Source organism: Ruegeria sp. AK4, from assembly GCF_056541025.1.
In genome coordinates this window covers 155,014-173,970 of record NZ_JBQFXS010000005.1, presented here as the reverse complement: position 1 = coordinate 173,970, position 18,957 = coordinate 155,014, and the positions used below count along the sequence as shown (strand labels likewise).

Below are 18,957 nucleotides of genomic sequence, written 5' to 3'. Positions count from 1 at the left end.
CGCTACTCCAACCGGCGGCGAATGCGGCGAATGGCATACCAGACGGCCAGCACGACCGGAATCGTGACCACAGCCGTCAGCGTGCCCTTGCTGATCCCCGCCTGCGTCAGCGGATAAAGCAGGTAACCGGCCAGCGACACGGCATAATAGCTGATCGCCACCACCGAAAGCCCCTCAACCGTATGCTGCAGCCGCAGCGCCAGATCGGCGCGGCGATCCATGCTTTCCAGCAGCGCCTGGTTCTGCGCGCTGCGTTCGACATCCACCCTTGTCCGTAGCAACTCACCCGCGCGGATGGCCCTGTCCGACAAGGTCTGCAGGCGCTTTTCCGTCGATTTCACCGTGCGGATGGCCGGGTCGTACCGGCGCATCATGAAATCGGCAAAGGTCTGCCCGCCCTGAAACCGCTCCTCGCGCAGCACTTCGATCCGCTGGTTCACGATGGCCTCGTAAGCCCCAGTGGCTCCAAACCGAAAGGCACAGCGCGCCGACAGAGTTTCCAACTCGGTCGAGGTTGTCAGAAGCTGCGGCAGCAGATCATCGGGAAGATTGCCACCATCCGTCATCTCGACCATCAGGTCTGACAGCCGCTTGTCCAACTCGCCTATGCGCGGCATCAGGCTTTTGACCCGCGCAAAGCCAAGCATCGACATGGCCTTGTAGGTCTCGATTTCGCACAGCCGCTGGATCACCCGTCCCGTCCGCCTGTTGCCCGTCCCGTCCGAGACAAACAGGGCGAACCGCATATGCCCCGCCGGATCGATCCTGAAATCGCTGGCGCAAATGGCCGCGCCATCCAGCACACCGGCGACAGCAAGGCTTTCGGGCTCAAACCAGTCGGACAGGCAAGCTCTGACCTGTTCGTCATCCGGGCGCTGAACCACCCGCATCAGAACGGAAGTCACCCTTTGCCCGGGGCTGGACATCAGCCAATCCGGCGGAAACACCTCGAAATCAGCGGGATTGAACGCCCGGTCGCTCACGTTCGGCGTAATCGCGGTATAGGTGACGAACTCAGTATGTTGCTCCCATTTCAGCCAGTGACGTCCAATCTGGCCTGCGTAATGCGTGGCAGCGGGCTGCGGATGCGGCGCGCCGTGGCGGTCCAGAAGATCGGTCAGATGGGCGATATCGTCATTTTTATCCCGACCAGCGGCGTTGTCCGGCTTCTTGATCGCCAGAAAGGCAACCGTACAGGGCACATTGGCAACCGGAAACGGCCGCGCATGCAGCTCGTTGGCCAGCGCATAGCGCAGGGGATGGTCGTCTATGGGGGTCATCAATGGCTCCGTTTCCTGCTGCGCACTATACGACACATCAGGAATACATCAATTCTCTTTTTATTTCATATACTTACACGAATGCAACGGTATACAAAGCCGCTATCTCATTGATTTGGCTGCCACAGCTCGATCGGATTGCCCTCGGGATCGTGAATGCGGGCGAATTTTCCAACCTCGCTGTCCCATTCGGGATTGGTCTCAACAGCGATCCCGGCAGCCTCAAGCTGCGCGGTCAGGGCGGCCAGATCATCGACACGGAAATTGATCATCCACTGCTGCTCGGACCTGCCGAAATACCCCGTGTCTTCCGCAAATGGGGCAAACACTGTGTAGCCCTCACGCTGCTTCCACGGCACCGGATCATAGTGTTGGACGCCCAGATGTTTCTCATACCAAGCGCCCAACGCCGCAGGATCTTTGGCACGAAAGAACACACCGCCTATGCCGTTCACCTTCTGCATCACAGACCTCCAACCTGATCCCAATGTACCACACCCCGCCTGCTTCATCTGGCCAAAAATATCCTGGGGGGCCGCTGGGGGGCAAAGCCCCCCAACAACAAAAAAGAAAAGGGCGCCCGCAGGCGCCCTTTGCAATTTAACACTTCCGGTCGATCAGTCGATCATCGGCAGCAGCTTGTCCAGCGAGGCTTTGGCGTCGCCATAGAACATCCGCGTGTTTTCCTTGAAGAACAGCGGGTTCTCGATGCCCGAATAACCAGTGCCCTGGCCGCGCTTCGAGACGAACACCTGCTTGGCCTTCCAGCATTCCAGCACCGGCATGCCGGCGATGGGGCTGTTGGGATCTTCCTGCGCCGCAGGGTTCACGATGTCGTTCGAGCCGATGACGATGGCGACATCCGTATCCGGGAAGTCGTCGTTGATCTCGTCCATTTCCAGAACGATATCGTAAGGCACCTTCGCCTCGGCCAGCAGCACGTTCATGTGCCCGGGCAGACGACCCGCAACGGGGTGGATCGCAAAGCGCACATTCTTGCCCTTGGCCCGCAGCTTGCGGACCAGCTCCGAGACCGACTGCTGCGCCTGTGCCACGGCCATGCCATAGCCCGGGATGATAACGATGCTGTCGGCGTCGTTCAGGGCTGCAGCAACACCATCCGCTTCGATCGCGATCTGTTCGCCTTCCACGGCCATCTGCTCACCCTGCGGGCCGCCGAAGCCGCCGAGGATAACGCTGACAAAATGCCGGTTCATCGCCTTACACATGATGTAGGACAGGATCGCACCCGACGAGCCCACCAGCGCGCCGACCACGATCAGCAGGTCGTTGCCCAGCGAGAAACCGATCGCCGCCGCGGCCCAGCCCGAATAGCTGTTCAGCATCGACACAACCACCGGCATGTCGGCCCCGCCGATGCCCATGATCAGATGATAGCCGATGAACAGCGCCGCCAGCGTCATCAGGATCAGCGGGAACAGACCCCCGGTTGAGGTGTACCAAATCAGGCAGATCAGCGAGAGACCCGCCGCCGCCGCGTTCAGCGCATGACCACCGGGCAGCTTGGTCGCCGCCGAGGTCACTTTTCCCGCCAGCTTGCCATAGGCCACGACCGAGCCGGTAAAGGTGATCGCGCCGATGAAGATGCCCAGGAACAGCTCGACATGCAGGATCGCCAGTTCGGCCGCCGTTTTCTTGGCGATCAGCTTGGCAAATGCGCCCAGATCAGACAGGTCCGCCTCTTTCGCGCTGTCGGCAATTGCCATGACCTGCGCCACGTTGCCGATCTCGAAATGCGCGTTGAAGCCCACGAACACAGCCGCCAGACCGACCAGCGAGTGCATCGCGGCCACCAGTTGCGGCATCTCGGTCATCTGGACGCGCTGCGCCACGTACTGACCGATCAGACCGCCGCCGATGATCAGCAGGATCGACAGCAACCACAGGCCCGACCCCGGGCCAACAAGCGTGGCGAAGACCGCCAGCGCCATACCGACGATGCCATACCAGACCGCGCGCTTGGCGCTTTCCTGGTTCGACAAACCGCCGAGCGAAAGGATAAAAAGGACAGCCGCAACGACATAGGCGGCAGTAGTGAAGCCAAATTCCATGTGCCCGGCCTCCTTAAGATTTCTGGAACATGGCGAGCATGCGCCGGGTTACGAGGAAACCGCCGAAGATGTTGATCCCGGCCATGAAGACGGACAGCGCCGCCAGCAGAATGACCAGGAACGATCCCGATCCGATCTGCATCAAGGCCCCAACGATGATGATCGACGAGATCGCGTTGGTAATCGCCATCAGCGGCGTGTGCAGCGAATGCGAGACGTTCCAGATCACCTGGAAGCCCACAAAGATCGCCAGCACAAAGACGATGAAATGCTGCATGAAACTGGCCGGGGCAACCAGCCCCACCAGCAACATCAACGCACCGCCGACCCCCAGCAGGGTGAACTGCTGCTTGGTCTGCGCCTTGAAGGCCGCAATCTCTTGCGCCTTTTTCTCTTCCGGGGTCAGTTCCTTGACCTCGGGCTTCTTCTGCGCCGCGATCGCCTGCACTTTGGGTGGCGGCGGCGGGAAGGTGATCTCACCCTCATGGGTCACGGTCGAGCCGCGGATCACATCATCTTCCATGTCATGGTTGATCTGACCGTCCTTTTCTGGCGTCAGGTCAGTCATCATGTGGCGGATGTTAGTCGCATAAAGCGACGAGGACTGCGCCGCCATCCGGCTGGGGAAGTCGGTATAGCCGATGATAGTCACGCCATTGTCGGTCACGACTTTCTCATCCGGCACGGTGCCTTCGACGTTGCCGCCACGCTCGGCTGCAAGGTCGACGATGACCGAACCCGGCTTCATCGCCTTGACCATATCCTCCAGCCACAGCTTCGGTGCCGGGCGGTTGGGGATCAGCGCGGTGGTAATCACGATGTCCATCTCAGGCGCCAGCTCGCGGAACTTGGCCAGCTGCGCGTTGCGGAATTCCTCGGACTGGACCGAGGCATAGCCGCCGGTGGCCGCGCCGTCCTGCTGTTCTTCTTCGAAATCCAGATAGACGAACTCGGCGCCCATGGATTCGACCTGTTCAGCGACTTCCGGGCGTACGTCGAACGCATAGGTGATGGCCCCCAGCGAGGTCGAAGTCCCGATGGCGGCCAGACCCGCCACGCCCGCACCCACGATCAGCACCTTGGCAGGCGGCACTTTACCCGCCGCCGTCACCTGACCGGTGAAGAAACGGCCAAAGTTGTTGCCCGCTTCGATCACCGCGCGGTAGCCCGCGATATTGGCCATGGACGACAGCGCGTCCATCTTCTGTGCGCGGGAAATACGCGGCACCATCTCCATGGCGATGACGTTGGCACCCTTGGACTTGGCCAGTTCCATCCCCTCTTCATTGCCCGCAGGATTGAAGAAGGAAATCAACGTCTTGCCCTTGGTCAGCCGCTTCAGCTCGGTCTCGGTCGGGATACGCACCTTGGCGACAATGTCCGAGGTCTTCCACAACGAGGCCGCAGTCTTGACGATCTCAACGCCAACGGCCTCATAGGCCGCATCCGAAAACCCGGCAGCGGCCCCTGCTCCTTTTTCAATGGCGCAGTCATAACCCAGTTTCTGTAGCTGAACTGCCGAGTCCGGCGTCATCGCAACCCGGTTCTCTCCGTCCAGTATTTCCTTCGGTGTGCCTATCTTCACTGGCAGTCCCCCTAATGTTCATTCAGGCTGAGCAGGTGTTCAGCATCGTTTGTTAAGCAATCATGTATCTCGCGCAAGATTATTTCGCAAGCGCAGCATTCCCGACGTGATTTTATCGGTTGGCCGTCTCATATCCATCGCCGGGTTTGTCGTTCATATCTGGCGAAATCCATTCGGAAGGTCCGCCGCAGGCGATCTTCTTCGGGCAGGATGAAACGCCGTTCGAGCACCCAGACAAATATCGGTACCAGTATCAGCGACAGAACAGCGTCAAACCGTAAGATCAGGCCTGCAAGGATAAGCACATCGCCCACGTAAATCGGGTTCCGGCTGCGCTTATAGATACCGGTCTGCACCATGGCCGAGGGCGTTTCATGCGGGATAACGGTGGTTTTGTGACGGCGGAACTCAAGAACGGCGAGCAGGGCAAGCACTATGCCACCGCCGATCAAAATACCGCTCAGCAATTGCGTGACGCCGCCCGACAGGGATAGCCCGAAGCCAAGGTAATTGGCCTGCAGCCAGGCCAGCAAGGCAAATCCCAAAAGCCAGACAGGCGGTATGTCGATCCGGCGCATGCGCGATCCTTCTGGGTGACGACACGCATGGCACATGTCGCTTCTGCACCACGTCCTACCGGTTTCAGGCCACAATGGCAAAAAACAGGATGTCGCATCGATAGAACCGCAATTTATGTCGGCCCTGAATCGAACCCGTCAGCGGTTTATCCAACCTCGAGCCCGGCCCCGAGCAACGCGGCCAACTGCGCCGTTCGCGTCTCGAACTCCTCGGCGCCCGAGGCCGTCATCTTGATCCCTTTGAGCGAGGCAGTGATGGTTTGCGCCGTCTCATCCGGGCCCGCCGTCAGCTTGACCCGGCCAGCCGTCGCTTCCCGCGCCAGCCAGGCGGAATAGAGCGCGGTCAGCTGCGCCTCGCCCTTCTCGACAATATCCGTCGACATGGATTTGGTGGTGTCCAGCATCTCGAGCCCGTGCGGCGAGGCCAGAATGGCGGCCATGCCTTCGCTTTGGGCACCGACCGCGTCTTTCAGAATCCGGGACACAGGCCCGTCGCCGTCCAGCGCCTGACCGACAGCGGCAATCTTTTCCTCGTAGTGCAGCTCTGTGAGCCTGCGGACAATCGCCTCTTTGTTCTTGTAGTGCAAATAGACGGCGGGACGGGACATGCCCGCACCGCGTGCGATGTCGTCCATCGAGGTTTTGCGAAACCCATAGCTCGCAAAAGCCTGAAAGGCCGAGTTCAGGATCGCTGTTTGCCGTGAGTCATCAGAGGTTTCCGTCATAGATGAACCTCTGACATCTTTTGTTTATTTTGTCAATTGACACACTGACACTTTGCGCTAAATATGTCAGAAACCAGCCACAGCTACGAGAGGTGCGCCATGGCGACGGGTCTGAAAATCAACGGCAAGCAACATCAGGTGGACCTGCCTGACGATGTTCCCCTGCTTTGGGTGCTGCGGGACGAGATCGGTCTGACCGGCACCAAATTCGGCTGCGGCGTTGCCGCCTGCGGGGCCTGCACGGTCCACATTGACGGTGAGGCGGTGCGGTCGTGCCAAGTCGCCCTGTCGGATGTCTGGGGCGATGTGACCACGATCGAAGGCGTCGGTACTCCGGACGCGATGGCAGCCATCCAACAGGCCTGGGTCGACCATCAGGTCGCCCAATGCGGCTATTGCCAGTCGGGCCAGATCATGCAGGCCGCAGCGCTGCTGGCAGAAAACCCCTCCCCCACGGATGCGGAGATCGACGACGCCATGCAGGGCAACCTGTGCCGCTGCGGCACCTACCCCCGCATCCGCGCCGCAATCCACGACGCCGCGTCCAAGCTGAAGGAGGTGTAAGCGATGGCCCGAATCGGTAAAATCCTCCGCCGCACCTTCCTGATCGGTTCTGCCGCGATTGCGGGTGGGGTGGCCTTTGGTGTGTATTATGTGAACCGCCCGGCCCCGAACCCGCTGAAACCGGCTGAGGGCGAGGCGGCGCTGAACCCGTTTGTCCTGATTGATCAGAACGGCGTCACGCTCTTTGCGCCGCGCGCCGAGATGGGTCAGGGCGTCAAAACCACATGGGCCGCCCTGATTGCCGAGGAACTGGACGTGGATCTGGATCAGATCACGGTCCTGCACGGCCCTGCGGCTGCCGCCTATTACAACTCGGCTCTGATCGGGGAAAGCCTGCCCAACAAGGGCTATGACGTTTCCGATTTCCAACACAATCTGGGGGAGGCTCTGGGCGGGATCGGCAAGGTTCTGAGCCTGCAGGTCACCGGCGGCTCGACCTCGATGAAGGACGGGTTTGAGCGGATGCGCGAGGCCGGAGCCTCGGCCCGTGAGACGCTGAAACAGGCGGCGGCGAACCGGTTGGGGGTTGAGCTGGATCAATTGAAAACAGCCTCGGGGCATGTGATCGCGCCCGATGGAACCCGGATCGCCTATACCGACCTCGCCGCAGAAGTCGCGCTGATCGAACCCGTCGAGGCCCCCCTGCGCGATCCGTCGGAATGGCGCTATCTTGGTCAGACGCAGCCCCGGCTGGACATGGTTGAAAAGGCGACCGGCACCGCCGAGTTCGGCGTGGATGTCCGCCTGCCGGGCATGAAATTCGCCAGCGTGCGCATGAACCCGAAACTGGGCGGCGCGATGAACGGTTTCGACGACAGCGCCGCAAAATCCATGCCGGGCGTCGAGAAAATCGTCGATCTTGGCACCGGCGTTGCGGTCATCGCCAGCAACACATGGCTGGCCAATCAGGCGGTCGAGGCCATCGAGGTTGACTGGGGCGATGCCCCCTACCCGCCCGAAACCGACGCGATTTTCGCCAAGATCGCCGAGGCGTTCGACGACGCGCCCAATTCGACCATGCGCGATGATGGTGACGTCAGCGTCACGCCCGGCGGCGCAACCGAGATCACGGCCGAATACCAGGTGCCCTATCTCGCCCACGCCACGATGGAACCGATGAACGCAACTGCGCTTTATACTGGCGACGCGCTGGAATTGTGGTGCGGCAATCAGGCCCCGACCCTGATCCAGTTCCGGGTCGCCAACACGGCCGGTTTGGACACCGACGCGGTTCAGATCCACACCACCTATCTGGGTGGCGGCTTTGGCCGTCGTGGTGAGCTGGACTTTGGCGAGATTGCCACCAAGGTCGCAATGGCCGTCCCCGGCACCCCGGTTCAGACAACCTGGAGCCGCGAGGAAGACATGCGCCACGACTTTTACCGCCCCGGCGCGCTGGCGCGGATGCGCGGCGCGATCAAGGACGGTCAGGCGGTTCTGATCGACGGCAAGGTCGCCTCGCAATCCTGCACCCAGCAGGCCGTGACGCGCTACACCGGCATGCCCGGTGCGGGCCCGGACAAGGTGCTGGTCGAAGGGTTCTTCAACCAACCCTACGCCGTGCCCAATTACCGCATGAGCGGCCATATCGCCGATCTGGCCGTCCCGGTAGGCTTCTGGCGCTCAGTCGGAAACAGCCACAACGGGTTCTTCCACGAAACCTTCATGGATGAGATGGCCCATGCCGCCGGGCGCGATCCGCTGGAGTTCCGGCTGGAACTGATGAAAAACGAACACGCGCCCTCTGCCGCCTGTCTGGAGGCCGTGCGCGAGATGTCAGGCTGGACGGGCCAGACCCCGGAGGGCGTCGGGCGCGGCGTGGCATTCACCTACAGCTTTGGCACGCCGGTCGCTCAGGTGATCGAGGTGGTGGACGAAGACGGCACCATCCGCATCAGCAAAGCGTGGATCGCCTGTGACATGGGCATCGCTCTGGATCCCGAAAACGTCAAGGCCCAGATGTTTGGCGGCATGATGTATGGCCTGTCAGCGGCCTGCTACGGCGAAATCACCTTTGCCGAGGGCGAGGTCGAGCAGTTCAACTTCCCTGACTATGACGCGCTGCGCATGCACACGGCCCCGCAGGTCGAGGTGCGCGTTCTCGAGACCAACCGCCATATGGGCGGCGCAGGTGAGCCGGGCACACCCCCCTCGATGCCCGCGCTTGGCAATGCGCTGTTTGATCTGACCGGAGAACGCGCCCGCACCCTGCCGCTGAGCAACCAGTTCAACCTGCTGGTCTGATCGCGACGCACCGGTCCGGCCTCACTGTCGGGCCGGTGCCTAACCTACGCGGTTTGTTGCAGAAAACGCGCGCCTGAACCTGCCGACCACGACCGCACAGCCTCGCCAAACGCCTCAAACAGCGGGCGCGAGACCGGATCGTTGATCGCGTCCCATTCGGGGTGCCACTGCACCGACAGGGTAAAGCCGGGCGCACCTTTGACATACATCGCCTCGGGCGTGCCATCGGGCGCGTGGCCGTCAATCACAATGCGCTGGCCGATGGTCTTGATGCCCTGCCCGTGCAGGGTGTTGGTCATGACCTCGGATGCGCCGAACAACTGGTGAAACACGCCACCATCGGTCAGCGACACCACGTGGCGCAGGGCAAATTTCTCTTCCAGCGTGCCGTCCGGCGGCATGCGGTGGTTCATCCGCCCTGGAAGATCGCGGATTTCAGGATAGAGCGTTCCGCCCATGGCCACGTTGACCTCCTGAAAGCCACGGCAAATGCCCATGAAGGGCTGCCCTCGATCCACGCAGGCCCGGACCAGAGGCAACGTGATCGCATCGCGCGCCCGGTCGAAATCGCCATGGGCGTCGGTGGCGGTTTCGCCGTATTCCTCGGGGTGCACATTGGGCCGCCCGCCGGTCAGCAGGAAACCGTCGCAGACCTGAAGCAACTCATCGACCGAGACGTAACGCGGATCAGCCGGGATCAGCAGCGGCAGGCATCCGGACACATTGGCAACCGCATCCGAATTCATCGTCCCGCCCGCATGCGTCGGATACTGATCGTTCATGAGGTAAGAGTTGCCGATAATTCCGACGACGGGTCGAGCCATTCCGCTTTCCTTGTTTTTGCATTGTTTAACAAGGAAGCTATCCGCAGACTTGGAAACGTGCAACAGAACACGCCCTGCGCCATAGCGCAGGAACATGTTCGAATTCGCACGTATCGTTCTTAATTATCGCTGATTTCTGGAAGATTTTCCCAAAAATCAGATGCAATCAGGGAATTGGTCCCTGTTCACACAGGAACCTCAGGCCTTGAACGGGCAGAGATTAAATCTCGCCCGTCAAACCGGCTGCCTCAATTCCGCTCATTGCCGCAGCTGCGTCATTGTCGGATGTATCGCCGGTCACGCCGACTGCGCCGATGATGTCCCCCTTGCGGTTGCGCAGCAAAACGCCCCCCGGAACCGGCACCACCTGACCGCCATAAACGCCGTTCACGCAGGCCATGAAATAGGCCTGCGCCTCGGCCCGCTGCATCTGCGCCGTGCCCGCCATGCCCAGCATGACCGAACCATAGGCTTTACCTTGCGCAATCGCGAACCGACCGGGCGCAGCGCCGTCTTCGCGTTCGAACGCAATCACATGTCCGCCTGCGTCAAGAACGACGACGGACAAGGGTTTCAGATCCATCTCACGCCCTTTTTCAAGGGCCTTTCGGATGATTGTTCGCGCCTTGCGCAATGACACCGTCATAAGAGGTTCCTCTTTCCAGAAGGGTTAATCGAGGCAGGGCCAGCGTTAAGCGCTGACCTTGTGTTCCGCCATTTGAGTGCTTGCTTTCAACTCCAGCCGACGCGCGTGCAGCACGGGTTCGGTATAGCCCGAGGGCTGCACCCGCCCCTTGAACACCAAATCACAGGCCGCCTGAAAGGCGATGCCGTCAAAGGCAGGGGCCATCGGTATGTAATCCGGATCGCCCTCGTTTTGCTGGTCCACCACGGCGGCCATCTTTTGCATCGCGGCCATGACCTGTGCCTCGTCGACGATACCGTGATGCAGCCAGTTGGCCACATGCTGCGCCGAGATTCGGCACGTTGCGCGATCCTCCATCAGGCCCACGTTGTTAATGTCGGGCACTTTTGAACATCCGACCCCGTGATTGATCCAGCGCACGACATAACCCAGAATGCCTTGCGCGTTGTTTTCAACCTCGCGCTGAATTTGTTCCGGGCTCCATTTGCGATAGGCGGCAAGCGGAATATCCAGCAGGCTATCGACATAGGCGCGCCGCCCACCGGCCTTGAGTTTGTTTTGAACCGCAAGCACATCCACCTTGTGATAGTGCATCGCATGCAAGGTCGCCGCTGTCGGGCTGGGCACCCATGCGCAATTGGCACCGGATTTGGGGTGTTCGATCTTCTGCTCCAACATCGCCGCCATCAGGTCGGGCATGGCCCACATACCCTTGCCGATCTGGGCCCGGCCCTGCAGACCACATTCCAAACCGATATCGACATTCTGGTTTTCATATGCCGTGATCCAGCCCTTGCGCTTGATAAAGTCCTTACGGCTGAATGGCCCCGCCTCCATCGAGGTGTGGATTTCGTCGCCGGTGCGATCCAGAAAGCCGGTATTGATAAAGGCCACCCGGCTTTTGGCGGCACGAATGCACTCCTTCAGGTTTACCGAGGTGCGGCGTTCCTCGTCCATGACGCCCAATTTGACCGTATGGCGGGGCAGACCCAGAATGTCTTCGACCTGATCGAATATCTCATCGGCAAAAGCGACCTCTTCGGGGCCGTGCATCTTGGGTTTGACCACGTAGACCGAACCATGAACCGAGTTGCCGCTGTCCCGTTGCAAGTCATGCATTGCAATCATCGCGGTGATCAGCGCATCCATCAATCCTTCGGGTATCTCGTTGCCATCGGCATCCAAAACCGCCGGGTTGGTCATCAGATGGCCGACATTGCGCACCCATAGCAGCGCCCGCCCTTTCAGTGTCAGCGTGTCGCCGTTCGGCGCAGTATATTCGCGATCCGGGTTCAACGACCGCGTCACGTGTTCGCCGCCCTTGCTGAACGAGGATTCCAGATCACCTTTCATCAGGCCCAGCCAGTTGGAATAGGCCAAAACCTTATCCTCGGCATCGACACAGGCCACCGAATCCTCGCAATCCATGATCGCGGACATCGCGCTTTCGATCACCACATCCGCCAAGCCCGCCTGATCCCGCGCACCGATCGGATGCGCCCGGTCAAAGACAAGTTCGACATGCAGGCCATTATTGCGCAGCAGAACCGCTTCAGGCGCCTTGGGGTTGCCGCGATAGCCCACGAATTTTTCGGGTTGCAGCAATGGCTGGTCATCCACCAGCAACTGACCGTCCTGAATATGGTAGCGGCGCACATCCGCGTGACTGGTCAGATGGATCGGAAACACATCGTCCAGAAAGACACGTGACCGCGCCACAACGCGCGCGCCGCGGCCCTTAGCGTAGCCGCCTTTCGGCGCGGGCGTTCCCATCGCGTCGGTGCCGTAAAGGCCATCATACAATGACCCCCAACGCGCATTGGCGGCGTTCAGCGCATATCGGGCGTTGGTAATCGGCACGACCAGTTGGGGTCCGGGGACCTGCGCGATCTCGGGATCGACATTCGAGGTGTCAATTTGGAAATCCTCGCCTTCTTCCACCAGATATCCAATCTCGCGCAAAAAGGTCTGATAAGCCTCGGCATCATGTGCCTGCCCTTTGCGCGCCTCGTGCCAGGCATCGATGCGGCTTTGGATATCCGCACGCTTGCTCAGAAGTTCGCGGTTTTTCGGTCCCAGTTCTTCCACCATACGGGCCAGTCCCGCCCAGAACACCTCGGGTGAAACACCGGTTTCGGGCAGGGCCCGCGTGTCGATGAAGTCCGCCAGTTCCTCAGCAATCTGCAGCCCGTTCCGACTTATTCTGCCGCTCATGTTCCGATTCTCCCGCTTTGTGTGCGATTGTATGCGCTCATCAGTTAGGACGAAAGTTTCCGATAGGCAACATTACCGCCGGATATTTGGTCAAAAAATATTACCAAAGCTGCACGCCCTCTGACGCTTGCAGCCCTGCCCCGATCCCCATAACGTCGCGCCAAACTCCAACCGATGCGAGGCCCCCGATGCGCGACGCTGCCCCCACCACGATCTACCTGAAAGACTATTCGCCCTTCGGCTATCTGGTGGATAGCGTGCATCTGACCTTTGATCTGGCCGCCCACGCCACGCGCGTCACCTCGCGTATCGCATTTCGCCCGAACCCCGAGGCGACCGACCGCACCTTCTTTCTGCACGGCGAAGACCTGACCCTGATCCGCGCATCAATCGACGGGGCCGCAGTCACGCCCGAGATCACCGAAAAGGGCCTGACCGTTGCAGTCCCGGACGCCCCCTTCGTCTGGGAGGCCGAGGTCGAAATCGACCCCGGCAACAACACGGCGCTCGAAGGTCTTTACATGTCCAACTGCATGTATTGCACCCAGTGCGAGGCCGAAGGGTTCCGCAAGATCACCTATTACCCCGACCGTCCCGATGTGATGTCCACCTTCACCGTGCGCATCAACGGCGATCTGCCGGTTCTGCTGTCGAACGGCAACCCCTCGGGCAAGGGCGATGGCTGGGCCGAGTGGACCGACCCGTGGCCCAAACCCGCCTATCTGTTCGCACTTGTTGCGGGCGAGTTGATCGCCCATCCCGGCCAGTTCACCACCAAATCCGGGCGCGACGTGGAACTGAACCTCTGGGTCCGTCCCGGTGACGAAGGCAAATGCGCCTTTGGCATGGAGGCGCTGAAGAAGTCGATGAAATGGGATGAGGACGTCTATGGCCGCGAATATGATCTGGACGTGTTCAACATCGTGGCCGTGGATGACTTCAACATGGGCGCGATGGAGAACAAGGGGCTGAACATCTTCAACTCCTCCGCTGTTCTGGCCAGCCCCGAAACCTCGACCGATGCCAATTTCGAACGGATCGAGGCGATCATCGCGCATGAGTATTTCCACAACTGGACCGGCAACCGCATCACCTGCCGCGACTGGTTCCAACTGTGCCTGAAAGAAGGGCTGACGGTCTTCCGCGATGCGCAGTTTACATCCGACCTGCGCTCGGCCTCGGTCAAACGTATCCACGATGCCATCGACCTGCGCGCGCGGCAGTTCCCCGAGGACAATGGCCCGCTGTCCCATCCGGTGCGGCCTGAAAGCTTTCAGGAGATCAACAACTTCTACACCGCAACCGTCTACGAGAAAGGCGCCGAGGTGATCGGCATGCTGAAACGGCTTGTGGGTGATGAGGCTTACGCCAAGGCGCTGGACCTCTACTTCGACCGTCATGACGGGCAGGCCTGCACCATCGAGGATTGGATCAAGGTGTTCGAGGACACAACTGGCCGCGATCTGAGCCAGTTCAAGCGCTGGTACAGCCAATCCGGCACGCCGCGTGTGTCGGTGTCCGAGGACTGGGGCGATGGCACCTACACCCTGACCCTTGGGCAGCGCACCGAGCCCACGCCCGGTCAGGACAACAAGCAGCCGCAGGTGATCCCGGTCGCCGTTGGCCTGCTGGGCCCCAACGGGGATGAAGTACGCGGGACTGAGGTGCTGGAACTGACCGAAGCGCAGCAAAGCTTCACCTTCACCGGGTTGGCGGCCAAACCTGTGCCCTCGATCCTGCGGGAATTCTCGGCCCCGGTGATCCTTGAACATAGCTCCTCGAATGCCGAGCGTGCGTTCCTGCTGGCCCATGACACCGATCCGTTCAACCGCTGGCAGGCCGGACGCTCGCTGGCGCAGGACACGTTGCTGCGCATGATCAAGGACGAGGCCACCCCGGACGCCGAATATCTGGACGGGTTGCTGGCGGTTCTGCGCGACGCGACGCTGGACCCGGCCTATCGCGCCCTGATGCTGGGTCTGCCAACCCAGTCGGAACTGGCCGCCGCCGTGCATGAAGCTGGCACCACGCCAGACCCGATGGCGATCTGGACCGCCGTGGAGACCTTGCGACAAGCCGCCGCGCAGCACATGCAGGACCTGCTGCCAAGGCTGCATAGCGAAGCACTGGTCGAAGCCCCCTATGCGCCCGACGCCGAACAATCGGGCAAGCGCGCCCTGGGCAGCGCAGCGCTGGCCCTGACCTCGCGCCTGGATGGCGGGGCAATGGCGGCCGAGGCCTATGCCAAGGCCGACAACATGACACTGCAACTGACCGCCCTGTCCTGCCTGCTACGCGCCCGCAAGGGCGAAGTGGAACTGGCCGCGTTCTACGATCAGTGGCAGCATGACCGGCTTGTCATGGACAAATGGTTCGGCCTGCAGGTCGGGATGGCCGCGCCCGAAGCAACCCCCGAAACCGCGCGCCGTCTGACCGAGCACAGCGATTTCAACTGGAAAAACCCCAACCGTTTCCGGGCGGTGATGGGCGGGCTGGCGATGAACCATGCCGGGTTCCATCAGGCCGATGGCGCGGGTTATCAGGTGCTGGCAGACTGGCTGATCCGGCTGGACCCGGTGAACCCACAAACGACAGCGCGGATGTGTTCGGCCTTCCAGACCTGGAAACGCTATGACGCAGATCGGCAAGACCTGATGCGCGCGCAACTGACCCGCATCGCGGAAACACCAAACCTGTCGCGCGACACGACCGAGATGGTGTCCCGTATCCTCGGCGCATGACACCCTACACCTTTACACGCCACCACAGGAACTCGCGCACGGTATTCATTCTGATCGGAATCTATGCCGCCTTACTGGCGCTGATGATCCTGTTCAATGCCGCATGGTGGATTGTCGGGACGCTGGCCCTGACCACCCTGCCTGCGGTCTGGGACGTGTTTCAGGACAGCAGCGCGGGGCTGCAACTGGATCAGACGCAACTGCGCTGGTTTTCCGGCAAACGGCAGGGTCAGATCGACCTGAGCGACGTGGATTATTTCCGCTTCGACACCCGCTGGGATTTCTCGGTGCGCGTGTCGATGGTTCTGACCAATGACAAGCGGATTCGCCTGCCGGACGAGTCGATTCCCCCGCACCGCGTATTCGAAGATGTGCTGCAGCAAGCGGGGTTTCGCGTCAAACGGCATCATTTCACTGTTTTCTGAAACGATCCCCTGACTGTGGCCGGATTGACCCGCGTTTTTCTAAAATGTCCCGCAATTAACTTGATTTGGGCGGGGATAGCGGCCAAAGTTCATGCCTAAGTTACCAGTTTTTCAGTTTCGAGTTTTGCCATGTTCCGGGTATTCCAGGCGCTTTCAGCCAGATTATCAGCATCTTCATCGAAATCCGCGCCCGAGATTTGCGCGACCGAGGCCGCTTTGGCCGCCGCTCTGCCCGATCAGGGGCAGATCAGCATTCCCGTCGCAAAATCCGAATCCGGTGACCTGCTGAGCCACACCACTATTGAACATGGCCGCTATCTGGCGCGTCAGGACCGCTGGGACGACCTGTCAGCGGAAATGCGCGCGGCAGATGAGGCGCGCGAGGCTGCCCCGGATGGCATGCCCATCGCCGATCTGCTGGCCTTTGGCGCACGTTCCGACGTTGTGATGGCCGCTGAACATGCCCTGTCCGATGGCAAGGCGATTTCCGATTATGACCTGCTGGGCGGTATCTCGGAACTGGAAGGGGAAATGTCGGACCGTCCCGATGACCCGATGTTGGCCGTGGTCGTCGCCCTGTCGCATATCGATCTGGCCTGGGCCTGGCGCGGCAACGCGCTGGACAGCGCCCTGCCGCCGCTTCATCGTTCGCGCTGCGCCGCGCATTTCGACCGCGCGGCGGCGATCCTGCCCAAGTGCCGCGAAGCTGCGCCGGACAGCCCGCTGGTCGCGGCGGCCGCCTGTTCTCTGCTGGCGGGTCAGCGCAAAACCTCGGCCCGGGTTGGGGACGAATATGAACGTCTGATCGATCTGGACCCGAACAACCAGCGCCATATGCGCGCCATGGGTAGCCACCTGCTGCCGCGCTGGTTCGGCAGCTATGAAGAACTGGAACTCCAGGCCCTGCGCAACGCGGCCCGGACCCAAAGCATCTGGGGCGCGGGCGGCTACACCTGGGTCCAATTCGACGCCATCGCGCTGGACGAAGACGCCTGCGCGCGGCTGGACGTCGAATATTTCCTTGAGGGCCTGCACGACATCGTGCGGCTGCGCCCCGACCAGCCGATGATCAACACGCTGTCCGCCTATTGCGCCATCACGATGCAGGGCGGTACCGGCCTGAGCCCGCAAGCCAACGCGGTCCGCGCCCAGATGCGCGAGGCGGCGAACTGGTTGATCCGCGACCACCTGACCGAGCTCTATCCGCTGATCTGGGCCCATGCCGCCAACGGCTTCAACAACAGTCTCCGCATCAACTCGCCCGAGCGCTTTGCCGCCCGTGGTCATCGCTGCGCCCTGCGGGCCATTGGCGATCTGTTCCGCGACGAACTGCATAGCGGTATGGATGTGACCTTTACCCCTGCGGGCCTGCGCCTGTCGCAGCACTGATTCCCCCTTGCCCCTTTGGCGCGGCGCGCCTAATACGCAGGCTTAGATTTCTGCGGATATGAGGCGCGCCATGCTCGACCTGACCTACGACATGCCCAAAGTCAAAACCATTGCCGGGGCCAAGCACGACTGGGAACTGGTGATCGGGATGGAGGTGCACGCTCAGGTCTCATCCAATGCCAAGCTGTTCTCGGGCGCATCGACCCAATTCGGGGCTGAGCCGAACGCGAACGTGGCCTTTGTGGACGCGGCGATGCCGGGAATGCTGCCGGTCATCAACGAATACTGTGTGGAACAGGCGGTGCGCACCGGGCTGGGCCTGAAGGCGGATATCAACCTGAAATCGGCGTTCGACCGCAAGAACTATTTCTACCCCGACCTGCCGCAGGGCTACCAGATCTCGCAGCTGTATCACCCCATCGTGGGTGAAGGCGAAGTGCTGGTCGAGATGGGCGACGGCACCGCGCGCATGGTTCGGATTGAGCGTATCCACATGGAGCAGGACGCGGGCAAATCGATCCACGACATGGACCCGCATATGTCTTTTGTCGACCTGAACCGCACCGGTGTCTGCCTGATGGAAATCGTCAGCCGCCCCGATATTCGCGGGCCGGAAGAGGCCGCCGCCTATATCGCCAAGCTGCGCCAGATCATGCGTTACCTGGGCACCTGCGACGGCAACATGCAGAACGGCAACCTGCGGGCGGACGTGAACGTCTCGATCTGCTTGCCGGGCGCTTATGAGAAATATCAGGAAACACAGGATTTCTCGCATCTGGGCACCCGTTGCGAGATCAAGAACATGAACTCGATGCGCTTCATCCAGCAGGCGATCGAGGTCGAAGCCCGCCGTCAGATCGCCATCGTCGAAGGCGGCGGTAGGGTCGATCAGGAAACCCGCCTGTACGATCCGGACAAGGGTGAGACGCGGTCCATGCGGTCGAAGGAAGAAGCGCATGATTACCGCTACTTCCCCGACCCCGACCTGCTGCCTTTGGAGATCGAACAGGCATGGGTTGACGACATCGCGGCCAAGTTGCCCGAGTTGCCCGACGACAAAAAGGCACGGTTTATCAGCGAATTCGGCCTCACCGACTATGACGCCTCGGTCCTGACTGCCGAGGTCGAAAGCGCCGCTTATTTCGAAGAGGTCGCCAAAGGCCGCAGCGGTAAACTGGCCGCGAACTGGGTGATCAACGAGCTGTTTGGCCGCCTGAAGAAAGAAGACCACGACATCACCGAGTCTCCGGTCTCGCCCACGCAACTGGGTGGGATCATCGACCTGATCGCTTCGGACGCCATCTCGGGCAAGATCGCCAAGGACCTGTTCGAGATCGTCTATACCGAAGGCGGCGACCCGGCGAAAATCGTCGAAGAGCGCGGCATGAAACAGGTGACAGACACCGGCGCCATCGAGGCTGCGCTGGACGAGATCATCGCCGCCAACCCGGCGCAGGTCGAAAAGGCCAAGGTGAACCCAAAACTGGCCGGTTGGTTCGTCGGTCAGGTGATGAAGGCCACCGGCGGCAAGGCCAACCCGAAGGCCGTGAACGAATTGGTGAGCAAAAAGCTGGGATCGTAAGTCCCCGGCTGCCCAAACGGAACGGAGTCAGGCCATCGGCTTGACTCCGTTTTTGTTTCCGCTCTTTCTTCGGCACCAGAGAGGTAGG

Annotated in this window: 15 protein-coding genes; 6 read left to right on the top strand and 9 right to left on the bottom strand. The window is 61.0% G+C overall.

Annotation, left to right across the window (positions count from 1 at the left end):
• Positions 1 to 2: 2 nt before the first annotated feature.
• From ACR0EZ_RS11385 to ACR0EZ_RS11360, 6 genes are all read right to left on the bottom strand, one after another.
• The gene (locus tag ACR0EZ_RS11385) at positions 3 to 1,280 is read right to left on the bottom strand and encodes a DUF3422 family protein (protein ID WP_480613086.1); all 1,278 of its coding nucleotides are present in this window, start codon (positions 1,278 to 1,280) and stop codon (positions 3 to 5) included.
• Between the two features lie 107 nt (positions 1,281 to 1,387).
• The gene (locus ACR0EZ_RS11380; protein ID WP_480613084.1) at positions 1,388 to 1,744 is read right to left on the bottom strand and encodes a VOC family protein; all 357 of its coding nucleotides are present in this window, start codon (positions 1,742 to 1,744) and stop codon (positions 1,388 to 1,390) included.
• 153 nt (positions 1,745 to 1,897) lie between these two features.
• The gene (locus ACR0EZ_RS11375) at positions 1,898 to 3,352 is read right to left on the bottom strand and encodes an NAD(P)(+) transhydrogenase (Re/Si-specific) subunit beta (protein WP_480613083.1); all 1,455 of its coding nucleotides are present in this window, start codon (positions 3,350 to 3,352) and stop codon (positions 1,898 to 1,900) included.
• Positions 3,353 to 3,365: 13 nt separating this feature from the next.
• The gene (locus ACR0EZ_RS11370; RefSeq protein WP_480613081.1) at positions 3,366 to 4,937 is read right to left on the bottom strand and encodes a Re/Si-specific NAD(P)(+) transhydrogenase subunit alpha; all 1,572 of its coding nucleotides are present in this window, start codon (positions 4,935 to 4,937) and stop codon (positions 3,366 to 3,368) included.
• Positions 4,938 to 5,065: 128 nt separating this feature from the next.
• Positions 5,066 to 5,515, bottom strand: coding sequence for a methyltransferase family protein (locus tag ACR0EZ_RS11365; RefSeq protein ID WP_480613079.1), 450 nt, complete (start codon positions 5,513 to 5,515; stop codon positions 5,066 to 5,068).
• A gap of 146 nt (positions 5,516 to 5,661) precedes the next feature.
• On the bottom strand, positions 5,662 to 6,240 hold the full coding sequence (locus tag ACR0EZ_RS11360) for a TetR/AcrR family transcriptional regulator (RefSeq protein ID WP_480613077.1): 579 nt from the start codon (positions 6,238 to 6,240) through the stop codon (positions 5,662 to 5,664).
• A gap of 99 nt (positions 6,241 to 6,339) precedes the next feature.
• On the opposite strand from ACR0EZ_RS11360, the gene ACR0EZ_RS11355 reads away from it, so the two are divergent.
• Both ACR0EZ_RS11355 and ACR0EZ_RS11350 read left to right on the top strand, forming a co-directional pair.
• A complete protein-coding gene (locus tag ACR0EZ_RS11355; protein WP_480613330.1) occupies positions 6,340 to 6,804 on the top strand; it encodes a (2Fe-2S)-binding protein in 465 nt (154 codons plus the stop codon).
• Positions 6,805 to 6,807: 3 nt separating this feature from the next.
• Positions 6,808 to 9,048, top strand: a complete 2,241-nt coding sequence (locus ACR0EZ_RS11350) for a xanthine dehydrogenase family protein molybdopterin-binding subunit (RefSeq protein ID WP_480613075.1) — start codon at positions 6,808 to 6,810, stop codon at positions 9,046 to 9,048.
• A 44-nt stretch (positions 9,049 to 9,092) separates the two neighbouring features.
• On the opposite strand, the gene ACR0EZ_RS11345 is transcribed toward ACR0EZ_RS11350, so the two are convergent.
• The 3 genes from ACR0EZ_RS11345 to ACR0EZ_RS11335 all read right to left on the bottom strand — a co-directional run bounded on the left by ACR0EZ_RS11345 (position 9,093) and on the right by ACR0EZ_RS11335 (position 12,732).
• Positions 9,093 to 9,872, bottom strand: a complete 780-nt coding sequence (locus ACR0EZ_RS11345; RefSeq protein WP_480613073.1) for a gamma-glutamyl-gamma-aminobutyrate hydrolase family protein — start codon at positions 9,870 to 9,872, stop codon at positions 9,093 to 9,095.
• Positions 9,873 to 10,092: 220 nt separating this feature from the next.
• Positions 10,093 to 10,518 (bottom strand): GlcG/HbpS family heme-binding protein, encoded by a 426-nt coding sequence (locus ACR0EZ_RS11340; RefSeq protein WP_480613071.1) that lies wholly within the window; start codon positions 10,516 to 10,518, stop codon positions 10,093 to 10,095.
• A gap of 45 nt (positions 10,519 to 10,563) precedes the next feature.
• Entirely contained in the window at positions 10,564 to 12,732 is a 2,169-nt protein-coding gene (locus ACR0EZ_RS11335) for a malate synthase G (RefSeq protein WP_480613069.1), read from the bottom strand.
• A 188-nt stretch (positions 12,733 to 12,920) separates the two neighbouring features.
• On the opposite strand from ACR0EZ_RS11335, the gene pepN reads away from it, so the two are divergent.
• From pepN to gatB, 4 genes are all read left to right on the top strand, one after another.
• Complete coding sequence (pepN, locus tag ACR0EZ_RS11330) at positions 12,921 to 15,473, top strand: aminopeptidase N (protein WP_480613067.1); 2,553 nt, start codon at positions 12,921 to 12,923, stop codon at positions 15,471 to 15,473.
• Positions 15,470 to 15,898 carry a hypothetical protein gene (locus ACR0EZ_RS11325; protein ID WP_480613065.1) on the top strand — a complete coding sequence of 143 codons (429 nt, stop codon included), beginning with the start codon at positions 15,470 to 15,472 and terminating at the stop codon, positions 15,896 to 15,898. The genes pepN and ACR0EZ_RS11325 overlap by 4 nt, the downstream gene beginning before the upstream one ends.
• A 129-nt stretch (positions 15,899 to 16,027) precedes the next feature.
• Complete coding sequence (locus tag ACR0EZ_RS11320; protein WP_480613063.1) at positions 16,028 to 17,287, top strand: hypothetical protein; 1,260 nt, start codon at positions 16,028 to 16,030, stop codon at positions 17,285 to 17,287.
• Between the two features lie 70 nt (positions 17,288 to 17,357).
• Entirely contained in the window at positions 17,358 to 18,869 is a 1,512-nt protein-coding gene (gatB, locus tag ACR0EZ_RS11315; RefSeq protein ID WP_480613061.1) for an Asp-tRNA(Asn)/Glu-tRNA(Gln) amidotransferase subunit GatB, read from the top strand.
• Positions 18,870 to 18,957: the final 88 nt, after the last annotated feature.